We start from the raw sequence: 17,225 nt of genomic DNA, 5'->3' as shown, positions 1-17,225 counted from the left end.
GGACTATTGCTGATTTCACCATATTTACCTACAAAATTTGTTGTGAATATTGCTTTCATCTTCAATATTCATTAACATGGAAATAGATAGGTGGTGTCTAGTTTGATTATTGCAGATGGGTATGCTTATGAAGTGATCGAAAATGTGCGGGAAGGCTTTCAAGAAGATGCATTTATCGCACGATACTCAGATATATTGACGAAATATGATTATATTGTAGGGGACTGGGGTTACGGTCAGCTACGTTTAAAAGGATTTTTTGATGACAAAAATCAAAAATCCACGTTTGATACAAAAATTAGCACGATTCAAGACTATTTGTATGAATATTGTAATTTTGGATGCGCCTATTTTATAGTTCATAAAACAGGCCGTGCACCAGAGCAAAAGAAGGAACCAATAATCGCACAACAAACTGAGGCAGAAGAGCCAGTAGAAACAGTTGAATAACGAACAAAAGAGGAGGCGTTGTATAGCGCCCCCTCTTTTTTAGCTTAATAGTTCACGCAAGTATTCTCGTAAGTCTTCCGTCTCTTCTTCTGTACGGTTATATACATGCTCTAAATAACCTGGCTCTTCCACATCATCTGCTCCAATGATGGCAAAACGCCCAAACTGAATATCAAGGACGAGCACTTTTCCGAAAAAGCGACTACTTTGTAATATGGCTAAATCATAACGCTGTGTTTTTCCGGCAAAGCTGACGAAGCGCGTTTTTGTATCTTCTACATCATCATATAAGAAAAATCTTTCCATTTTGTTTTGTACCCCTTCCATCTCTAAAGAATATGGTACTATATAAAGGAAAACACTATCAACTTTTATTGATTGAATGGAGGCTTTATCTATGTACTTCGTAGATAGAAATAAAATTACAAACAACTTAGCACACTTGGACGAATTATTGGCGATCTTTGAATCGACAGAAAACTGGTTGGCAGATGATATTCATAAGCTGGCATTACAGCGTATCGCCCATAATGTAATGGAAGCGATGATGGATGTAGGAAACCTGATGATTGACGGTTTTATTATGCGTGACCCTGGAAGTTACGAAGACATTATCGATATTTTCGTTGATGAAAAAGTGATTACAGAAGAGATGGATGCACCATTAAAAACGGTTGTCGGCTTACGCAAAATGATCGTTCGTGAATTTATCGCTGTAGATAGTGAAGAAATTTTAAATGTATTAACAGCAAACTTAAATATACTAAAGCAATTCTCACCAAAAGTTCACGATTACTTAACGAATGAATTAGGACCAGTTTCAGCATTCTTACCAGAGGATCAGGCATAATGTTCCCATATAAAGCGTATTGCTTTGATTTGGATGGGACAATCTATCGTGGGAAAGAAGCGATCGATTCTGCCGTAAAATTTGTTCATTTACTGCAGAACGAAGGATTTGAGCCGTATTATTTAACGAACAATTCATCGAAAACCCGTGAAAGACTGCAGCAAGTTTTACAAGATATTGGCGTGGATGCACCCCTTGATCATATTTATTCAAGTTCACTTGCAACGGCAGCCTATGTTGCAAAAATGAGTAGTAATAAAAAAGTAAATGTAGTCGGTGAATTGGGCATTCGTACTGCTTTAATCGAGCAAGGATTAGAAATTACCGATGAACAAAGCGATGTTCTTGTAATGGGCATTGACCGTCAAATCTCGTATGAGAAACTTGTAAAAGCATGTGACTATGTCCAGAATGGCGCACAGCTTATTGGAACAAATGGCGATATTAAATTTCCGAACGAAACCGGTTTTACTCCCGGGAATGGATCATTTGTTCAATTAGTTGCAAATGTATCCGGAGTTACACCGACCTTTGTTGGGAAACCATCACCGGTAATGCTGCAAATCATTGCTGAAGAGCATCACTTTGAAAAGAGTGAAATGGTCATGGTCGGGGACAACTATGATACCGATATTTTGTGTGGAATAAACTTCGGTTGTGATACAATTCATGTCAATACGGGTGTTACGCCTACTGAGATTGTAAAAAAACAAGCCAATTTACCTACGTATTGTGTAGAAAATCTGTTAGAACTTATTAAATAAACAAAAAGAAATCCGGTGTGGGTCGTTTACCACATCGGATTTTCTTCTATATATTCATAAATGCGCTTCGTCAGCTCTTCTGGAGTATCCGCCTCAACTATATCCCCGTTCACAACAGCATAAAAGTTTTCGGCACATTTTGTGCAGTAGCTTAAGCAGCCATATTCCAATACATCAATATCAGGATCTTGCTCCAGTTGTTCATATGTTTGTTGCGCACCATTTGCTAAATTACTAATGCAAAATTCGACTAATGGATTTAACATGTTGTCACCTCACTATTAGCAATCCTACTTTTTTTTGCTGAAAACGTCAATTTCTCTGATTTAATAACTTTCGGCTGATGTTTGAAAATCCTTGCAATCCTTTATAATGAAATGGCATCATTAACTTATGTGAATTTATTCACAAAATATCATTTAATATATTGTGAAACTTATCACAAACAGTTATAATACTTATGGAAACTTTGTGAACACAATTATGATGCCTAGCAGCTTCGTAATTGATTACTTACAGATATGAGGGAATATGCTATGCAAAAGTTAGTATTATTAGGTGGCGGATACGGAAATATGCGAATTCTACTTCGTCTATTGCCAAGCTTACCAGCGGATGTAGAAATTACATTGGTTGATCGTACACCATTCCATAGTTTGAAAACAGAATTTTATGCACTTGCTGCAGGTACATCAACAGATAAGGAAATCCGAGTTGCGTTTCCGGAACATGAGCGCTTAAAATGCGTATACGGAGAAGTAGTACGTATCGACCGTGAAGATAAAAAAATTTATTTAGGTGACGGCGAGGAGCTTTCCTATGACCAGCTTGTTATTGGTTTAGGTTGTATCGATAAATACCATGGAGTGCCGGGTGCCGATGAATTCACATATAGTATTCAAACAATCGCCAAATCACGTAAAACTTTCGAAAAAGTATGCGGATTGGCTCCAGGTTCGACGGTTGCCATTATTGGTGCAGGTCTTTCAGGAATCGAGCTTGCGAGTGAACTACGTGAAAGCCGTTCTGATTTAAATATTAAATTATTTGACCGTTCTCACCGTATTTTACGTGATTTCCCGGAAAAGCTAAGTGAGTATATCAAGTCCTGGTTTATTAAACATAACGTCGATGTAATCGCAGAATCGAATATTACGCGCGTTGAAGAAGGACGTTTATACAACCATGATGAAGTAATTGAAGCTGACGTAATCGTATGGACAGCTGGTGTACAGCCTGTGAAAATCGTTCGTGAACTGGATGTTGAAAAAGATAAATTCAATCGTCCGATTATTACGGATCATTATCATGTAGTTGGGGATGAAAATGTATTTGTAGTTGGAGATTGTGCTTCTTCACATTTACCTCCAACAGCGCAATTGGCAGAAGAACAAGGCGAACGTATCGTTAAAGTTTTAAAAATGCGCTGGAAAGGCGAGCCGCTTCCAGAAAAGCTTTCAGAAATCAAAATGAAAGGCTTTATGGGCTCCCTTGGGAAAAAGCAAGGCTTCGTTCATCTGGCGGATACAACGGTAACAGGACGCATTGCACGCCTTATGAAGTCGGGTCTGCTTTGGTACTATAAAAAGCAAAACGAAAACTAAAAATTGATCATCCCTGTAAAGGAATTCAATTTGACTTTAAAACAAAAAATTCAATTTCCTCGAGGAGAAAATTGAATTTTTTGTTATGTTAATATTTTTACTCTTCAGTTGGTACAAAGCCTGCCGATTCTAGCGCTGTAAATACAGGCTTAATCTGCACATAGCCTTCACCAACTACTTCATCATTTACTAAAACTAAAGGGTAGAAAAATTCATCTTCTTGAATACGGTTTGCATAATCTTGATCACGTTCATTATCAATTACACCTTCAATATCGATATAGCGGATAGTAAACGGCTGTTCCGGATATTTTCGTGAAATTGCAGCTTGGAGCCATTCATATGTATCTTTGGAAGATGGTGCATTTATACAGCTGGCACAGATGATGTCAGCGCCGAATACTTCTATAACTGGATGAGATTGTGACATAGGAATTCCAACCTTTCGTGATTCAATAATGGATTTTTTTGCTCCTTCACATTATAATGATTTTAATGAAGGGAGTCGAGCAAAATGACAGAAACAGAACAATATGCACAAGTACAAGAAGTTTTAGATAAATTACGTCCGTTTTTATTACGTGACGGCGGAGACTGTGAATTGGTAGATATTGAAGAAGGTATCGTAAAATTGCGTTTATTAGGCGCATGCGGTAGCTGCCCAAGTTCTACAATCACATTAAAAGCAGGTATCGAACGTGCTCTTTTAGAAGAAGTGCCGGGTATCGTCGAAGTAGAACAAGTTTTCTAATTCAAGACTACAGAGCTGCCAAGAAAGTTTTTACTTACTTGGCAGCTCTTTTTTATTGGGCTATTTTACCGCGCTCTTGACGAACTAATTCCCATTGCTCTTTTGCCATATTAACGAGTTTAGCTTCTCCGCCTACACGTTGACTTTCAATTACACGTGAAAAGAAGCGTGTTGCATTTTCATAATCGCCAAGGCGACGGGACAACTCGGCGATCATATACACTATCCGTACACTGGACATTGTTGAGCCAGCATAATCTTCCGTCGAATAGCTTTCCATATAATGATCGCGTGCCAGTTTTAAAAAGCGCTGTTCCTGTATATTATTTTTTAATGATCGATATAACCACGCCAACCGCAATGCCAAGCCTGATGTAATAACAAATTTTTCCTTTTTTATTGTTGCGCAAAACAATGCCAGTTTGTATGTTTGAATGGCCTCAAAAATAGAACGCTCATTACTGAAACTGTGCGGTACCCAATGACTGCAAATTTTTTCATTGATTTGTTCTTTCACACCTGGAGCAAAATATTTACTGAAGTCTTCCGTAAACGAAAACCCACAATGCTGACAAACAAATACATTATAATATAATGCATTCACGTAATTGTCTGTATAGACTGGTTGAAAGTCGGATGCTGTTTGCTCTATTTTTATGGACTTGGTACGAACTTTTAGTGTAGAAAAATTTTTCTTGCAATGAATACAGTTCACTGTCTTTTCGTAAAATGGGGAAATTTCCATAAAGGTTCATACCTTTCATTTAATTATGTTCCTTTATTATAGCAAGGAAAATTAAAAAAATGTGATTAATATACCGAATTGATGTGAAATTTTTAGGTATTTTATCCTTATAAGTTTTTACTCAATGCAGGAATATAATCAGGTAGAGCAGTTTTGTTGTCAGATAGGTTTTACAATTGATATGATAAATAAAAGAAAGTAGGTGACTGGAATGGCAAGTGAAAAACAAGTAATCATTTTAACAGAAGCGGCCTCATTTCAAGTCAAAGAAATGATGGTTCAAAACGAAGAAGAAAATGCGAGCCTGCGTGTAGCCGTAAAAGGCGGAGGCTGTAGTGGTCTTTCATACGGAATGGCATTCGAGCAAACAATTAATGATGACGACTTCGTAGACAGCCAACACGGCATTCAAATTATCGTATCAAAAGAAGATGCGGGTATTTTACAAGACACGAAAATCGATTTTAAACAATCATTAATGGGTGGCGGTTTCACAATCGACAACCCGAACGCACTTGCTTCATGCGGCTGCGGCACAAGCTTTAAAGCAGCAGCACGTCCGGCAGTAGAGCAACCATGTGAATAATGGATTGTGAATAACAAGTCTCCTTGATTTGTGATGTTATTAAACATGACAAATCAAGGAGGCTTTTTTTGTGCTTAAAAAAGAAAATAAACATCTGAAAGAGTATATTATGTAAAAATATGTTGGATTAAGTAAAAATTTAGGTTAAAATAACATTCGGGAATTAAAAATAGTACTTTTTTCCATGTTTTTTAGTTGTAGAGAAGTAATTAATACTCTTCTTTGGGGGGATTTTAATAGTCAATTAATGCTATAAATAGGGGAATTTAATTAGTTGCAAAACAAAATGAAATGATAGTTCTATAAATACAAGGGGTGTATATTAATTGAAAAAACAAGCTAAATCTAAACCTGAATTTCACTCATCTATTAAATCAAAATTAATTGGAATTTCTATTTTACTATTGATAGTTCCAATGATAGTAATAGGAATGACAAGTTACCAGAAAAGCTCTACCAGTTTAGAGCAAATAGGTAAAACAAACTTGCAAAACAGTGTTGAATTTACACTTGCAACAATCGAAGCATACAATTCGGAAGTTTCAAAAGGAACAATTTCCCTTGAAAGTGCTCAAGAGAAAGTAAAGGGGATTATTCTAGGTGAGAAGAATGGGGATGGGACCCGAAATATTAATGCTTCTATAGATCTAGGTGAAAATGGCTATATGATTGTATATAGTCAAGAAGGAACTCGAATTGCACATCCATCTAAAGAGGGTGCTAGTGCATGGGATGATGAGGATGAAAACGGTATAAAATTTGCTCAAGAGATGATTAAAATAGCCAATAACGGCGGTGGTTTTACTTTTTATAATTCAGCATTACCAAATAATAAAGAGCAAATTGAAGAGAAGGTTTCCTATTCGAAAGTTGATCCAAACTGGGATTGGGTAGTGACCGCCAGTACCTATATGACGGATTTTAATCAGCCTGCTACTGAGTTGTTTAATATTATTCTTATTGTTAGTGGTATTTCAATCATTTTAGGAGTTATCATCATTTGGTTCTCTGCAAATCTAATTACTAAACCAATTATAAAAGTAACTGAACAGATGGCTTATCTTGCAAATGGTGATTTAACGAAAGAATTATTGCTCATTAAATCAAAAGATGAAATAAGTAGATTGGCAGATGCTATGAATTTATTACATAACAATCTTAGAAATTCAATGAAAAAAGTTTCCGAAACTTCAGAGACATTAACTAGTCATAGTGAAGAACTATCTCAATCTGCCGATGAAGTGAAAATGGGATCAGAACAAGTGGCATCTACTGTTCAAGAATTAGCTGCTGGTTCTGAAACACAGGCTAATAATGCAAGTGATTTAGCTTCGGTAATGAATACTTTTGTAGAAACAGTCCAAGAGGCAAATGAAAGTGGGTTACGAATAGAAGGAAATTCAAAAGCCGTTCTAAGTATGACCAATGACGGAGCAGAGTTAATGAAACAATCGATTCAACAGATGGAAAAAATTCATTCCATTGTAAATGAATCCGTCGAAAAGGTTGCAGGGTTGGATAAGCAATCACAGGAAATATCTAATCTAGTTACCGTCATTAAGGATGTAGCGGATCAGACAAATCTTCTTGCTTTAAATGCTGCTATTGAAGCTGCAAGGGCTGGCGAACATGGAAAAGGATTTGCAGTAGTTGCTGATGAGGTAAGAAAACTGGCTGAACAAGTATCCAATTCTGTAACAGATATCACAGGAATTGTAGACAATATACAAAAAGAAACTTTTATTGTGTCTGACTCACTAAAAGTTGGGTATAAAGAAGTCGAACTCGGGAAAACACAAATTGAGTCAACGGGAGAAACTTTCGAAGGAATTAGTGTTGCTGTAACTGAAATGGTAAATAGTATTACAACTATCGGTAAAAATTTATCAGAAATCTCAGCAAGTACACAGGAGATGAACAGTTCTGTTGTAGAAATTGCATCAGTATCTGAAGAATCTGCAGCGGGCATTGAACAAACTTCCGCTTCTGTTCAACAAACAAGCAGTATAATGGAAGAGGTAGCAGGAAGTTCGAAACATCTTGCCAATTTAGCAGAAGAACTTAATACATTAGTAAGAGAATTTAAACTTTAAATTTATTTAGCATAAAAAAACACAAAGCGACCAACAACGATTTATTCTCGTTGTTGGTCGCTTTTTTGTGGTCTCTCTGGTAGTTATATGTAGTAAATAAAAAACTGCTTTTATATTACGGAACTAACCGATCAACCTATTTATGAATCTGAACCAATATCATCTATCAGCATTTTTCTTAACTCTCGTTTTCGCTTAATATGCCAAAGTAATCCTTTGGTTAACTGCATTTTAACTTCAATATTATCAGTATTAGTGATCAATATTCGTAATTTCTTAGTGCGTACCTTATGGAGCCGTATTTCCTCTAAACATTTCCTTCTCGCCAGCTCATCCAAGTAAGCACCTCATTTAGTTTGCTTAACTCTAACATAACAGGAATACGTTTGCATTATTAAAATTTATTTATATAGTATCATCCGAATTAGGGTGTCCCTTTAGTATTTAAAATGAAATTTTTTCACTATCGTATGAAATTTAATTATTTTAACTATTAAAACTTATATTTCCTATAAAATAACTATGTTTTAATATGTCGTTTTGTATTATTATAAGGTTTGAATTATTATAGAGTTATCACCATACTGCTAGGGGGCTTTTTTTAATGAGTGTTTTAGAATTACTGGATAAGCTAGATCAAATCGAAATTTTATATGAGCCAATCTATAGTGCAGATGGACATCGCATCGTGGCTTATGAAGCGATAGGCCAAGTGGAAAGTGAAAATGAAAAAGAAATGATTAATATCGAGCAGTTTACATATGAAAAGGACGTACCAGCAGATATTAGAGCAGAAATTGAGCAAATCTTTGTCCGCAGATCATTACAAAATGTTGCTCATTTAATTGATGATGTCGGTTTATATATCCCATGCAATCCCGAACTGCTTTTGCTGGATTTTGGAGAAAGTTATTTTTCGATGCTGAAAGAAACAGTTGCTGAATCGAATCTTCCGAATATTACGTTAGTCATGACGGAACATCTTTTTGAGGGGGAGTTGAACCAGCTTCAGCATTTAATTCGATATATCAAAACATACGGAGTTAAAATTGCATTGGCAGATGTCGGCTCGCAAACTCAGCTTGAAAATATATTACTACTCGAACCTGCTATTCTTAAAATCAATGTTGGTCAGTTGAACTACAATTTGTGGGGTTCGCAAAACCATGCGTTTTCAACTATCCGAACACTCGCTGTAAAGATGGGTACGCAATTATTAGTTGAAAATATTGAAACGGTGTACCAGTTACAGCATGGATGGAAAAACGGGACTCGTTATTTCAAAGGCCCTTATTTGCAACTGCCGCATAAGGAGCTGCAAGTGCGCGATTCTTTAAAAGAACGTTTCCGCAAAGAGTGTGAGCAGTTTATAGCAACGGAGAAAAAGCTGCTTCTGCATAAATATGAGGAAATGAAGCGTCTTGAACGGACAATTTGTTCAACAGTCGATCAGATCAATCCATCCACTTCACAAATTGATAAACTAATGCAGCTGGCAAAGGCTTTGGAAAAATGCGCGTTTCGTATTTATATTTGCGACAGTAATGGTTTCCAAACATCTCCGAATATCCGTTGGAAAGACGAACAATGGGAAAAGCAAGAAGAAATTATCGGAAAAAACTGGAGCTGGCGTCCTTATTTCCTGTTGAACATTATTAAAATGACAAAAGACAATAAAGGCGAGCTGTCCTCAGTATACAGTGATATTGAAACAGGCGAGTTGACACGAACATATTCAATGGCCATTTCGAATGAAGAATTTTTGTTCATTGACATTAAATACGATTATTTATATGAATATAATATTGTAAATTGACGGATCGTATCATATCCATTTGTTTGAAATCGCGCAGGAAAAACGCTACTATTATGTTAGTATTTCAGTAATAAACCGTTTACTGGCGTTCTATAAAAATAGCCAATAGATTTATAGCGCCGGTTCATTAAAATGAAGGGGTTTGATTGAATGAAGAGACCGACTATTTTAGTATTAGGCGCGGGGTACGGGGGATTAACTACAATTGTAAATCTTCAAAAGTTAATCAATACACACGAAGCAGAAATTATTTTAGTGAACAAAAACGACTATCATTATGAAACAACTTGGCTGCATGAAGTAGGGGCAGGTACGATTTCACCGGATAAAGCACGTTATCCGATTTCAAAAGTGATTAATGACAATGTAACGTTTGTCATCGCAAATGTAGAAAACATTGATGTCAACACAAAGAAAGTAGAGACATCTGCCGGTGAGTTTACGTATGATTATTTAGTGATCGGTTTAGGATTCGAAGGGGAAACATTCGGAATTCCCGGCCTGAAGGAACATGCATTATCATTGACGAATATTAATACCGCTCGCCAAGTCCGTGAGCATATCGAATATCAGTTTGCTTCTTGGATTTTGGATGAAGTAAAAGACGACAGTAAGCTTACGATTGTCGTAGGCGGTGCCGGTTTTACAGGAATTGAATTTTTAGGGGAGCTCGGTAACCGGATTCCTGAACTATGCAGAGAATTTGATATCCCACAGGAAAAAGTACGCCTTCTTTGCGTAGAGGCAGCACCGACTGTATTACCAGGATTTGATCCGGAGTTAGTCGATTATGCACAGGAACAGTTACGTAAAAAAGGTGTGGAATTTTCAATCGGTACACCTATTGTGGAAGCAACTGCAGAAGGTGTGAAAATTAAAAAGGATGAAGGAAACACGGAATTCATTAAAGCCGGTACCGTTGTTTGGGCTGCGGGAGTACGTGGAAATGCTTTAATCGAGTCTTCCGGTATTGAATCAAACCGTGCACGTATTGCAGTTCATGAAGATATGCGCGCACCGGGCTTTGACGATGTCTTTATCGTAGGAGACTGTGCATTTTTACTGAATGAGGAAACTGGCAGACCTTATCCGCCAACAGCTCAAATTGCGATGCAGCAAGGTGCTATTATTGCGAAAAATATTAAACATATAATGAATGAAGAACCGACAGAAGTATTTGTTTACGATGATAAGGGGGCTGTTTGTTCATTAGGTCAGGAAGATGCAATCGGAACAGCATTCGGTCGTAAATTTACAGGTAAACCTGCATCCGCGTTAAAGAAAGTCGTAGACGACCGCGCATTATATTTAGTCGGCGGTGTCGGCTTAACATTGAAAAAAGGGAAATTTAAATTTATATAAACAAACTTCAAACTTGCAAACGAGTGTATAACGCATCCTTTGCAAGTTTTTTTATCCCACATTCAGGTAGTAATTATTAAACCGGGAGAAAAGGATAAGCGGGAGACTAGATACCGGACCTTATCAGCATAGCAAAGGGGATTGATGTTAATGAAAAAGGATCGTGGAAAAGTATGGCTTGGAGTGGCTGCAATTATAGAAAATTCAGCAGGAGAGTGGCTGCTCGTCAAAAAAACATATGGGGGACTAAAAGGGGCATGGTCCCTACCGGCAGGATTTGTCCAGCCAGCCGAAACCGTTACGAATGCTGTCACGCGTGAAGTGTTGGAGGAGACGGGAATTGTTTGTGAAGTAAAGGGACTAGTGGGTTTCCGTTCCGGTGTAATTTTGAATGATATTAGTGACAATATGGCGATTTTTTATTGTAAGCCAGTCGATAATGACCAACCATTTACTTTGCAGGAAAGAGAAATCGGTGAAGCATGCTGGATGGCACCAAATGAGATTATCCATCATGAACTGTCATCGGTCATGCTCAGAGAAATGGCTAACCAGCATGCAGCACAACATATTCACCCGATTATTGAAGGTGTGAACCCGGGAGATGTATTTGGCTATAGCGAATATCATCTGTTTTTCAAAAAATAAAACGATTTACTTTATGAAGGAATTTTGACAATATTAGTATTCTATACGTTATTTTGGATGTTGAATTGAAAGGACCCGTTATATCATGTAAAATTATGATAGATTAATGGGGGTATACATAACATGAATGATGTTTCGTTAGTACAAGTAATCATTTCCGTCGTATTATTTTTTGTCATGTTTTTCGGAATCGGCTTTTTATTGAATATGTTATTGCGGATGACATGGTTGATGGCAATTGTCTATCCGGTTGTCGTAGTTTTTATCATTGATGAAGTAAGTTTTTTAGATTATTTCTTTAAAGCGGGGACAGCATTTCCGGCTTTAATCGATAAAATTCAGGCATTACAGCTCGTTGATATCATCATATTAGCTGGTGGTTTTGGCGGGGCAATCGTATCCGGCTTTGTCATGATTGCACTGCGAAAAGCAGGATATCGCATGTTTTAGGTTACTTCAGCGGATTGCCTGCAAAAAAATATGGAGGTATGTTAAAGCCGGTTTGGCCTTTAACATACCTCCTATTTTATAATATTTGAATGGTGTACCATAAAGCTGCAAAAACAATCCCTGCAAATCCTCCGACGAATACTTCACTTTTTTTATGACCTAATAATGTTTTTAAATCCTCTATTTTTTCTTGCTCATTCATTTCCGGCCAGCGCTTAATTTCATCAAAAAACAACCGAAGATCGTGGCGCAGTTCGTTTAAAACTGCAGCATGTTGTCCAGCCTGAAAGCGTACATGACTCGCATCGTACATGACAATTCCTGCCAGCATCGCTGCAACAGCAAAAGTCGGTGAATCGAATCCGGTCTCAATACCAACTGCCGTAGCAACACTTGTCACAGCTGCAGAATGGGAACTCGGCATTCCGCCAGTAGATGTCAGCAAGCTCCAATCCACTTTTCTCGTTATGATAAAATGAATCGGTACTTTTAAAACTTGCGCAAAAATAATCGCAAAAACCCCAAGCCAAAGTGGCGTATTTTGTAGAAGTTCGATAATTACACCTACTTTCTCCTCATTGCTATAATTATATCATTTTCCCTACATTCGTTTGAATTTAAACTCACAGAAAAATAAAAATTATTGGATGTTTCGTTACCCGAATTAAACAGTTTTGTATATAATAAAACTATACATTAGGAGGTTTTAAACTATGAATATTGAATCAGCAGCTAAAACATTTGAAACACAAACTTCTGAAACATTGATTATCGGAGTACAAAAGCATCGTGAGCAAATGAAAAACTGGTCAGCGTTTAGTGAATTTTATGGAGATGTCATTGACACATGGCTTCATGCAGGCGAAATTTCATCGGACGTTAAAAAAATTACGAAATTGCCGTATTCGGGCAGTCATTCTTCACTTAAACGTATTTACTTTGTCGGTATCGGTGAACGCAAAAATATAACAGCAAACGAATTACGTGAGGTATTTGCAGCTGTTGGTAAAGAACTGAAAGCGGCAAAAGTAAGCGACGCGGCAGTTTGGGTAGAATCTTTTACAACAGATCAGTTGGAAGAAGCGGAAGTCGCGTATTTAGCTGGTGAAGGTTTGAATTTAGGTTATTATTCCGTACAAAATTATAAAACGTCTTCAAATGAGCCGAATACGTATTTTGATCAAATTCAATTTGTGACGGAAGCAAATATGGAAGATGTCATTGGAAATTTTGAAGTCGGGAAAATTTATGCGGATGCTGTAAATGAAGCGCGTACATTAATCAACTTACCTCCTAATTTACTGACAGCAAGTGACTTAGCAGACTATGCAACAGAGCTTGCCAATATTTATGGCTTAGAAGTCGAAGTATTAAATAAAGCCCAAATGGAAGAATTGGGTATGGGCGGTATTTTATCTGTCAATAAAGGGTCTGTAGAAGAGCCACGTTTAATTACACTGAAATACCAAGGAAAACCTGAATGGGAAGATGTCATCGGCTTTGTCGGAAAAGGGGTAACATACGATACAGGCGGCTACTCATTAAAACCGCGTGAAGGCATGGTCGGCATGAAAGGTGATATGGGCGGTGCTGCTGCAGTTCTTGGTGCAATGCGCATTATCGGTGAAACTCGTCCGAAACAAAATGTCGTTGCTGTCATCGGTTCTACAGACAATATGGTATCAGGGGATGCATTTAAGCCGGATGATGTCATTACAATGTACAACGGCAAAACAGTGGAAGTATTAAATACAGATGCAGAAGGCCGTTTAGTATTGGCAGATGCCATGACATATGCAAAGCAGCAAGGTGCCAACTATTTAATCGATGTTGCAACATTAACTGGTGGCGTAATTGTAGCATTAGGGAAAGATAAAACAGGTGCTTTAACAAATAACGAGGAATTTTTCGAAGAGTTTATGGGTGCGGCGCTTGAAACAGGCGAGTTTGTATGGCGCTTACCATTAACAGAAAGCGATAAAAAGCGTATCCGTAAATCGGAAGTTGCAGATTTAAATAACTCGCCGGGTCGTGACGGCCATATGATTTTCGGCGGTGGCTTTGTTGGAGAGTTTGCAGAGGGTACGCCTTGGGTTCATCTTGATATAGCAGGGACATCTGATGCGGATGCACCGCATGCATTAGGACCAAAAGGCGGCACAGGCGCAATGGTACGTACTTTGGCAGCATTAGTAGAATTACGCGATAACTAATTAATCCTCCTGGATGCTTTGCAAGGAAAAACTTGCAAAGCATCTTTTTCATTTTTAGGCGGGTGACTAGCGGCTCTCATAATTATGAATACACTATTCATAAGGGAGGAGGACATGAACATGGTTAATCGCTATAATCCAGGTTTTGGATTCGGATATCCATTTGGGGTTCCGTTTTTAGGGAGCTTTTTAGGAGGTTTTTTAGGAGGTTCATTGAATAATCGTTACGGACCATATCCGCCGTATTATCAACCGTATCCGCCTAATTACTACTATCCACCTTATTATCCGCGCTATCCGAGACGCTACTGGTAAGTATGCGGAAGTTGATAAGGAGAGGCTTGCTCGTCCCCTCATAGTTAGCTATGATGAGAAAGAGAAATATTACGAGTTTTGAGGGACCAAAATTATGAAAAATCCATATTTATATGGCTACTTACCATTCATTACAATCATTTTATTCAGTTTTTCTTTCAGTATGTTAGCCATATCAGAATCACTACAATTGCTTCATGCAATCGGCGTCTATAATGGAATGCGTGAATTTTTATCGGATCTGGAGCTGCGTTTCGTATTACTGATTGTATTTGTACTACTATTTTTCATGATTTTTTCAGCATTGAAGCTGATCGGGGAAACGATTCATGAGCTTGGAATGCTGTTCTTCTCAAAAGATAAAGAAGGGCAAACGATCCATGCAGCACGCGGTGGATATGTCATCTTCTTTTTTGGAGCATTTGCTTCGGTAATTGGAAGTCAATCCTTACTAATTTTAGTCGGCATTTTTGTGTTCACGATTTTTTGTTATTTTATTTATAACGTTTATAAGAAGAGTCAGTACATGTCCATTGCAGGTGTGATCGGTTTAATCTTTTTTGAAGTACTTACCTGGTTTCTTTTACTGGCTCTTGTCGTCTATGCCGTTATTAAGCTGTACAACGGGATTCTCGCGAGCTTACCGTTCGCATAGTATAAAAAAAGCTTGTTAGGATTTAGCGGGGGAGGTGCGCTATTTAAAACTAACAAGCTTTTTTTTATTCTGTTATTGCATTGAATATAGAAAAATGGATTTTTGCGCGTTCGATTGCTTCCATTGAACGAGGCTGATCATAACCGATCCATACAGCTGCCGTATAATCATTCGTCAACCCGGCAACCCAATAATCTTTAAATTCATTCGTCGTTCCGGTCTTGGCTCCGATATAGCCGGATGAGCTATAAAGACCTCGCCCGGTACCGGTAGCCACCGTTTCATTCAGAAGGCTGCGCATCGTTTTCGTTGTCGATGCAGACCATATTTCCTCCCGTTTGTGCGACCAGCTAAAAATCGTTTCCCCTGTTAAATCCGTTACTTTCCGAATGCTATGGACAGGCAGGTAATAGCCATCGATAAAGCTGGAGTATGCATCGGCCATTTCCAGTGAAGTCACACCATATGTTAATCCGCCCAATGCTGCGGCAAATGTCCGGTCTTTTTCTATGATCGATTCGAAATTGAAGCGGTTAATATAACGAAATGCTGTATCAACCCCTATGGAATTAAACAAACGTAAAGCACTTGTATTAATACTGTTTTTGAATGCGGTTTCCACTGTAATGTTGTTGTACCAAATGCGTCCATAGTTGTCCGGGCAGAAATTCCCGACACAGTACGGACCGCCATTTACGATCGAATAAGGCGTAGCGGAAGTTTCTTCAAAGTAAGGAGCAAACACACTGATCGGCTTAAATGCAGAACCCGGCTGTCTTGGTGATTGGAATGCACGGTGCAAGTCATGCTTTCTATAATTCTTTCCGCCAAAAATGCTGATCACTTCGCGTGTTTCATTATCAATAATCGTTGCACTCGCCTGTAAATCCGTTTTCGGTAAAATTTGATTAATGGCTGCCTCGTCCTGCCGCTGTTTATCAGGTTGTAGCGCAGTATATACATGAACTCCTTGACGTAAAATAGCTTCTGTTTTTTTCTGCAGTTCTAACTGTAGAAACTCCTTTTCCAATTTATCTGACGTATTGTCGATTTTTTCACGGTAACCCGTTTGTTCGGCAATCAGCCATTTCAGTTCTTGTAAAACGAATGTACTGTAACTCGGATATTGCTGGGCTTTTTGCTTTATATTTAACTTGATCGGTTCATTTTTAAATGTATTTGCCTCATCCGCTGTAATAACCCGATGTTCGGTTAGTTTATCGATTAATCGTTCCTGCCTGCTTTTTGTATTTTCAAAATGCACGACCGGATCATATAATGAGGGATTGTTCGGAATAGCCGAGATAAAAGCGATTTCGGCAATAGAAAGTTTTGATAACGGCCGATTGAAATAATAAGTTGCCGCAGCGCCGATTCCATATACTTGATTGCTGAAATACATTTCATTTAAGTACATTTCAAAGATTTCGTCTTTTGAAAAAGATTTTTCAATTTCGTAGGCGTAAAAAAGCTCCATTAATTTCCGCTCATATGTTTTGTCTGTTGTTAAATAACGCATGCGGACAAGCTGTTGTGTAATGGTGGAACCGCCCTGTTGGATGGACTGTTCCGATTTATTTGCGATGAGTGCACGGGCGATTGCACTCACATCAAAACCGATATGTTGATAAAAACTTTCATCTTCACTGAAAATAAATAGCTGTTTTGCGATTTCAGGAATTTCACCCAGCGCAAGTGGCTGTGACCATTCAGTATATTCTTCACTAAAAATTTTACTGTTTGCATCATATAAAGTGATGGGCGATGTAGAAGTTACTTCAGGAAGTTCAATAGATCGCTTGATTAATTGTTCATACTGCTCCGCTTTCGCCATTTCCTTCCAAGCCGCATTACCGATTAGGAGAAGTATAGGAATGCTACATAAAATGACAATGTAGCCGAAAAGTTGTTTCATGGATGATT

At 37.9% G+C, this 17,225-nt stretch carries 19 protein-coding genes and 1 pseudogene; 14 read left to right on the top strand and 6 right to left on the bottom strand.

The window, feature by feature from the left end; all coding sequences use genetic code 11:
* The first annotated feature begins 102 nt into the window (after positions 1-102).
* Positions 103-450 (top strand): YutD family protein, encoded by a 348-nt coding sequence (locus MKY07_RS14740; protein ID WP_008408658.1) that lies wholly within the window; start codon positions 103-105, stop codon positions 448-450.
* A 39-nt stretch (positions 451-489) separates the two neighbouring features.
* On the opposite strand, the gene MKY07_RS14735 is transcribed toward MKY07_RS14740, so the two are convergent.
* Positions 490-756, bottom strand: a complete 267-nt coding sequence (locus MKY07_RS14735) for a DUF3055 domain-containing protein (protein WP_008408657.1) — start codon at positions 754-756, stop codon at positions 490-492.
* Positions 757-847: 91 nt separating this feature from the next.
* Between MKY07_RS14735 and MKY07_RS14730 the strand changes: the two genes are divergently transcribed.
* The gene (locus tag MKY07_RS14730; protein WP_339262829.1) at positions 848-1,300 is read left to right on the top strand and encodes a DUF86 domain-containing protein; all 453 of its coding nucleotides are present in this window, start codon (positions 848-850) and stop codon (positions 1,298-1,300) included.
* Entirely contained in the window at positions 1,300-2,064 is a 765-nt protein-coding gene (locus MKY07_RS14725) for a TIGR01457 family HAD-type hydrolase (protein ID WP_339262827.1), read from the top strand. Before MKY07_RS14730 ends, MKY07_RS14725 begins: the two co-directional genes overlap by 1 nt.
* 26 nt (positions 2,065-2,090) lie before the next feature.
* On the opposite strand, the gene MKY07_RS14720 is transcribed toward MKY07_RS14725, so the two are convergent.
* The gene (locus MKY07_RS14720) at positions 2,091-2,330 is read right to left on the bottom strand and encodes a YuzB family protein (RefSeq protein WP_008408654.1); all 240 of its coding nucleotides are present in this window, start codon (positions 2,328-2,330) and stop codon (positions 2,091-2,093) included.
* A 270-nt stretch (positions 2,331-2,600) separates the two neighbouring features.
* Between MKY07_RS14720 and MKY07_RS14715 the strand changes: the two genes are divergently transcribed.
* Positions 2,601-3,668 (top strand): NAD(P)/FAD-dependent oxidoreductase, encoded by a 1,068-nt coding sequence (locus MKY07_RS14715; RefSeq protein WP_339262824.1) that lies wholly within the window; start codon positions 2,601-2,603, stop codon positions 3,666-3,668.
* Positions 3,669-3,765: 97 nt separating this feature from the next.
* Here the strand turns inward: MKY07_RS14715 and MKY07_RS14710 are convergent, their stop codons facing one another.
* Complete coding sequence (locus MKY07_RS14710) at positions 3,766-4,098, bottom strand: YuzD family protein (RefSeq protein WP_339262822.1); 333 nt, start codon at positions 4,096-4,098, stop codon at positions 3,766-3,768.
* 28 nt (positions 4,099-4,126) lie between these two features.
* On the opposite strand from MKY07_RS14710, the pseudogene MKY07_RS14705 reads away from it, so the two are divergent.
* Positions 4,127-4,419: pseudogene (locus MKY07_RS14705) on the top strand (NifU family protein).
* Between the two features lie 52 nt (positions 4,420-4,471).
* Here MKY07_RS14705 and MKY07_RS14700 read toward each other — a convergent pair.
* Positions 4,472-5,164, bottom strand: coding sequence for a DUF2225 domain-containing protein (locus tag MKY07_RS14700; RefSeq protein ID WP_339262820.1), 693 nt, complete (start codon positions 5,162-5,164; stop codon positions 4,472-4,474).
* 211 nt (positions 5,165-5,375) lie between these two features.
* Between MKY07_RS14700 and MKY07_RS14695 the strand changes: the two genes are divergently transcribed.
* The 6 genes from MKY07_RS14695 (at position 5,376) to MKY07_RS14670 (ending at position 12,119) form a co-directional block, all read left to right on the top strand.
* Positions 5,376-5,750 (top strand): iron-sulfur cluster assembly accessory protein, encoded by a 375-nt coding sequence (locus MKY07_RS14695; protein ID WP_008409036.1) that lies wholly within the window; start codon positions 5,376-5,378, stop codon positions 5,748-5,750.
* A 326-nt stretch (positions 5,751-6,076) separates the two neighbouring features.
* Positions 6,077-7,843, top strand: coding sequence for a methyl-accepting chemotaxis protein (locus tag MKY07_RS14690; protein ID WP_339262818.1), 1,767 nt, complete (start codon positions 6,077-6,079; stop codon positions 7,841-7,843).
* 604 nt (positions 7,844-8,447) lie between these two features.
* The gene (locus tag MKY07_RS14685) at positions 8,448-9,659 is read left to right on the top strand and encodes an EAL-associated domain-containing protein (protein WP_008408828.1); all 1,212 of its coding nucleotides are present in this window, start codon (positions 8,448-8,450) and stop codon (positions 9,657-9,659) included.
* 150 nt (positions 9,660-9,809) lie between these two features.
* On the top strand, positions 9,810-11,021 hold the full coding sequence (locus MKY07_RS14680; RefSeq protein ID WP_339262816.1) for an NAD(P)/FAD-dependent oxidoreductase: 1,212 nt from the start codon (positions 9,810-9,812) through the stop codon (positions 11,019-11,021).
* Between the two features lie 150 nt (positions 11,022-11,171).
* Complete coding sequence (locus tag MKY07_RS14675; RefSeq protein ID WP_339262814.1) at positions 11,172-11,669, top strand: NUDIX hydrolase; 498 nt, start codon at positions 11,172-11,174, stop codon at positions 11,667-11,669.
* Between the two features lie 123 nt (positions 11,670-11,792).
* On the top strand, positions 11,793-12,119 hold the full coding sequence (locus MKY07_RS14670; protein WP_008408831.1) for a YuiB family protein: 327 nt from the start codon (positions 11,793-11,795) through the stop codon (positions 12,117-12,119).
* A gap of 76 nt (positions 12,120-12,195) precedes the next feature.
* On the opposite strand, the gene MKY07_RS14665 is transcribed toward MKY07_RS14670, so the two are convergent.
* Positions 12,196-12,675 (bottom strand): divergent PAP2 family protein, encoded by a 480-nt coding sequence (locus MKY07_RS14665; RefSeq protein WP_081483423.1) that lies wholly within the window; start codon positions 12,673-12,675, stop codon positions 12,196-12,198.
* Between the two features lie 157 nt (positions 12,676-12,832).
* On the opposite strand from MKY07_RS14665, the gene MKY07_RS14660 reads away from it, so the two are divergent.
* The 3 genes from MKY07_RS14660 (at position 12,833) to MKY07_RS14650 (ending at position 15,302) form a co-directional block, all read left to right on the top strand.
* The gene (locus MKY07_RS14660; RefSeq protein WP_065216290.1) at positions 12,833-14,332 is read left to right on the top strand and encodes a leucyl aminopeptidase; all 1,500 of its coding nucleotides are present in this window, start codon (positions 12,833-12,835) and stop codon (positions 14,330-14,332) included.
* Between the two features lie 120 nt (positions 14,333-14,452).
* Positions 14,453-14,647, top strand: a complete 195-nt coding sequence (locus MKY07_RS14655) for a hypothetical protein (protein WP_014823047.1) — start codon at positions 14,453-14,455, stop codon at positions 14,645-14,647.
* A 94-nt stretch (positions 14,648-14,741) separates the two neighbouring features.
* Positions 14,742-15,302, top strand: coding sequence for a YufK family protein (locus MKY07_RS14650; RefSeq protein ID WP_008408837.1), 561 nt, complete (start codon positions 14,742-14,744; stop codon positions 15,300-15,302).
* Between the two features lie 64 nt (positions 15,303-15,366).
* Here MKY07_RS14650 and MKY07_RS14645 read toward each other — a convergent pair whose 3' ends face one another.
* Positions 15,367-17,217, bottom strand: a complete 1,851-nt coding sequence (locus MKY07_RS14645) for a transglycosylase domain-containing protein (RefSeq protein ID WP_339262810.1) — start codon at positions 17,215-17,217, stop codon at positions 15,367-15,369.
* Positions 17,218-17,225: the final 8 nt, after the last annotated feature.

Source organism: Solibacillus sp. FSL W7-1472 (genome assembly GCF_037969775.1).
GTDB classification, from domain to species: Bacteria; Bacillota; Bacilli; order Bacillales_A; family Planococcaceae; genus Solibacillus; species Solibacillus silvestris.
The sequence above is the reverse complement of the archived record's forward strand: the minus strand, read 5'-3'. Positions and strand labels throughout refer to the sequence as shown.

Coding starts and splice junctions, on each gene's coding strand:
- MKY07_RS14725 (WP_339262827.1), top strand. CDS start 1,300: ATGTTCCCATATAAAGCGTATTGCTTTGATTTGGATGGGACAATCTAT.
- MKY07_RS14685 (WP_008408828.1), top strand. CDS start 8,448: ATGAGTGTTTTAGAATTACTGGATAAGCTAGATCAAATCGAAATTTTA.
- MKY07_RS14675 (WP_339262814.1), top strand. CDS start 11,172: ATGAAAAAGGATCGTGGAAAAGTATGGCTTGGAGTGGCTGCAATTATA.
- MKY07_RS14680 (WP_339262816.1), top strand. CDS start 9,810: ATGAAGAGACCGACTATTTTAGTATTAGGCGCGGGGTACGGGGGATTA.
- MKY07_RS14700 (WP_339262820.1), bottom strand. CDS start 5,164: ATGGAAATTTCCCCATTTTACGAAAAGACAGTGAACTGTATTCATTGC.
- MKY07_RS14720 (WP_008408654.1), bottom strand. CDS start 2,330: ATGTTAAATCCATTAGTCGAATTTTGCATTAGTAATTTAGCAAATGGT.
- MKY07_RS14715 (WP_339262824.1), top strand. CDS start 2,601: ATGCAAAAGTTAGTATTATTAGGTGGCGGATACGGAAATATGCGAATT.
- MKY07_RS14695 (WP_008409036.1), top strand. CDS start 5,376: ATGGCAAGTGAAAAACAAGTAATCATTTTAACAGAAGCGGCCTCATTT.
- MKY07_RS14730 (WP_339262829.1), top strand. CDS start 848: ATGTACTTCGTAGATAGAAATAAAATTACAAACAACTTAGCACACTTG.
- MKY07_RS14655 (WP_014823047.1), top strand. CDS start 14,453: ATGGTTAATCGCTATAATCCAGGTTTTGGATTCGGATATCCATTTGGG.
- MKY07_RS14670 (WP_008408831.1), top strand. CDS start 11,793: ATGAATGATGTTTCGTTAGTACAAGTAATCATTTCCGTCGTATTATTT.
- MKY07_RS14710 (WP_339262822.1), bottom strand. CDS start 4,098: ATGTCACAATCTCATCCAGTTATAGAAGTATTCGGCGCTGACATCATC.
- MKY07_RS14735 (WP_008408657.1), bottom strand. CDS start 756: ATGGAAAGATTTTTCTTATATGATGATGTAGAAGATACAAAAACGCGC.
- MKY07_RS14650 (WP_008408837.1), top strand. CDS start 14,742: ATGAAAAATCCATATTTATATGGCTACTTACCATTCATTACAATCATT.
- MKY07_RS14645 (WP_339262810.1), bottom strand. CDS start 17,217: ATGAAACAACTTTTCGGCTACATTGTCATTTTATGTAGCATTCCTATA.
- MKY07_RS14660 (WP_065216290.1), top strand. CDS start 12,833: ATGAATATTGAATCAGCAGCTAAAACATTTGAAACACAAACTTCTGAA.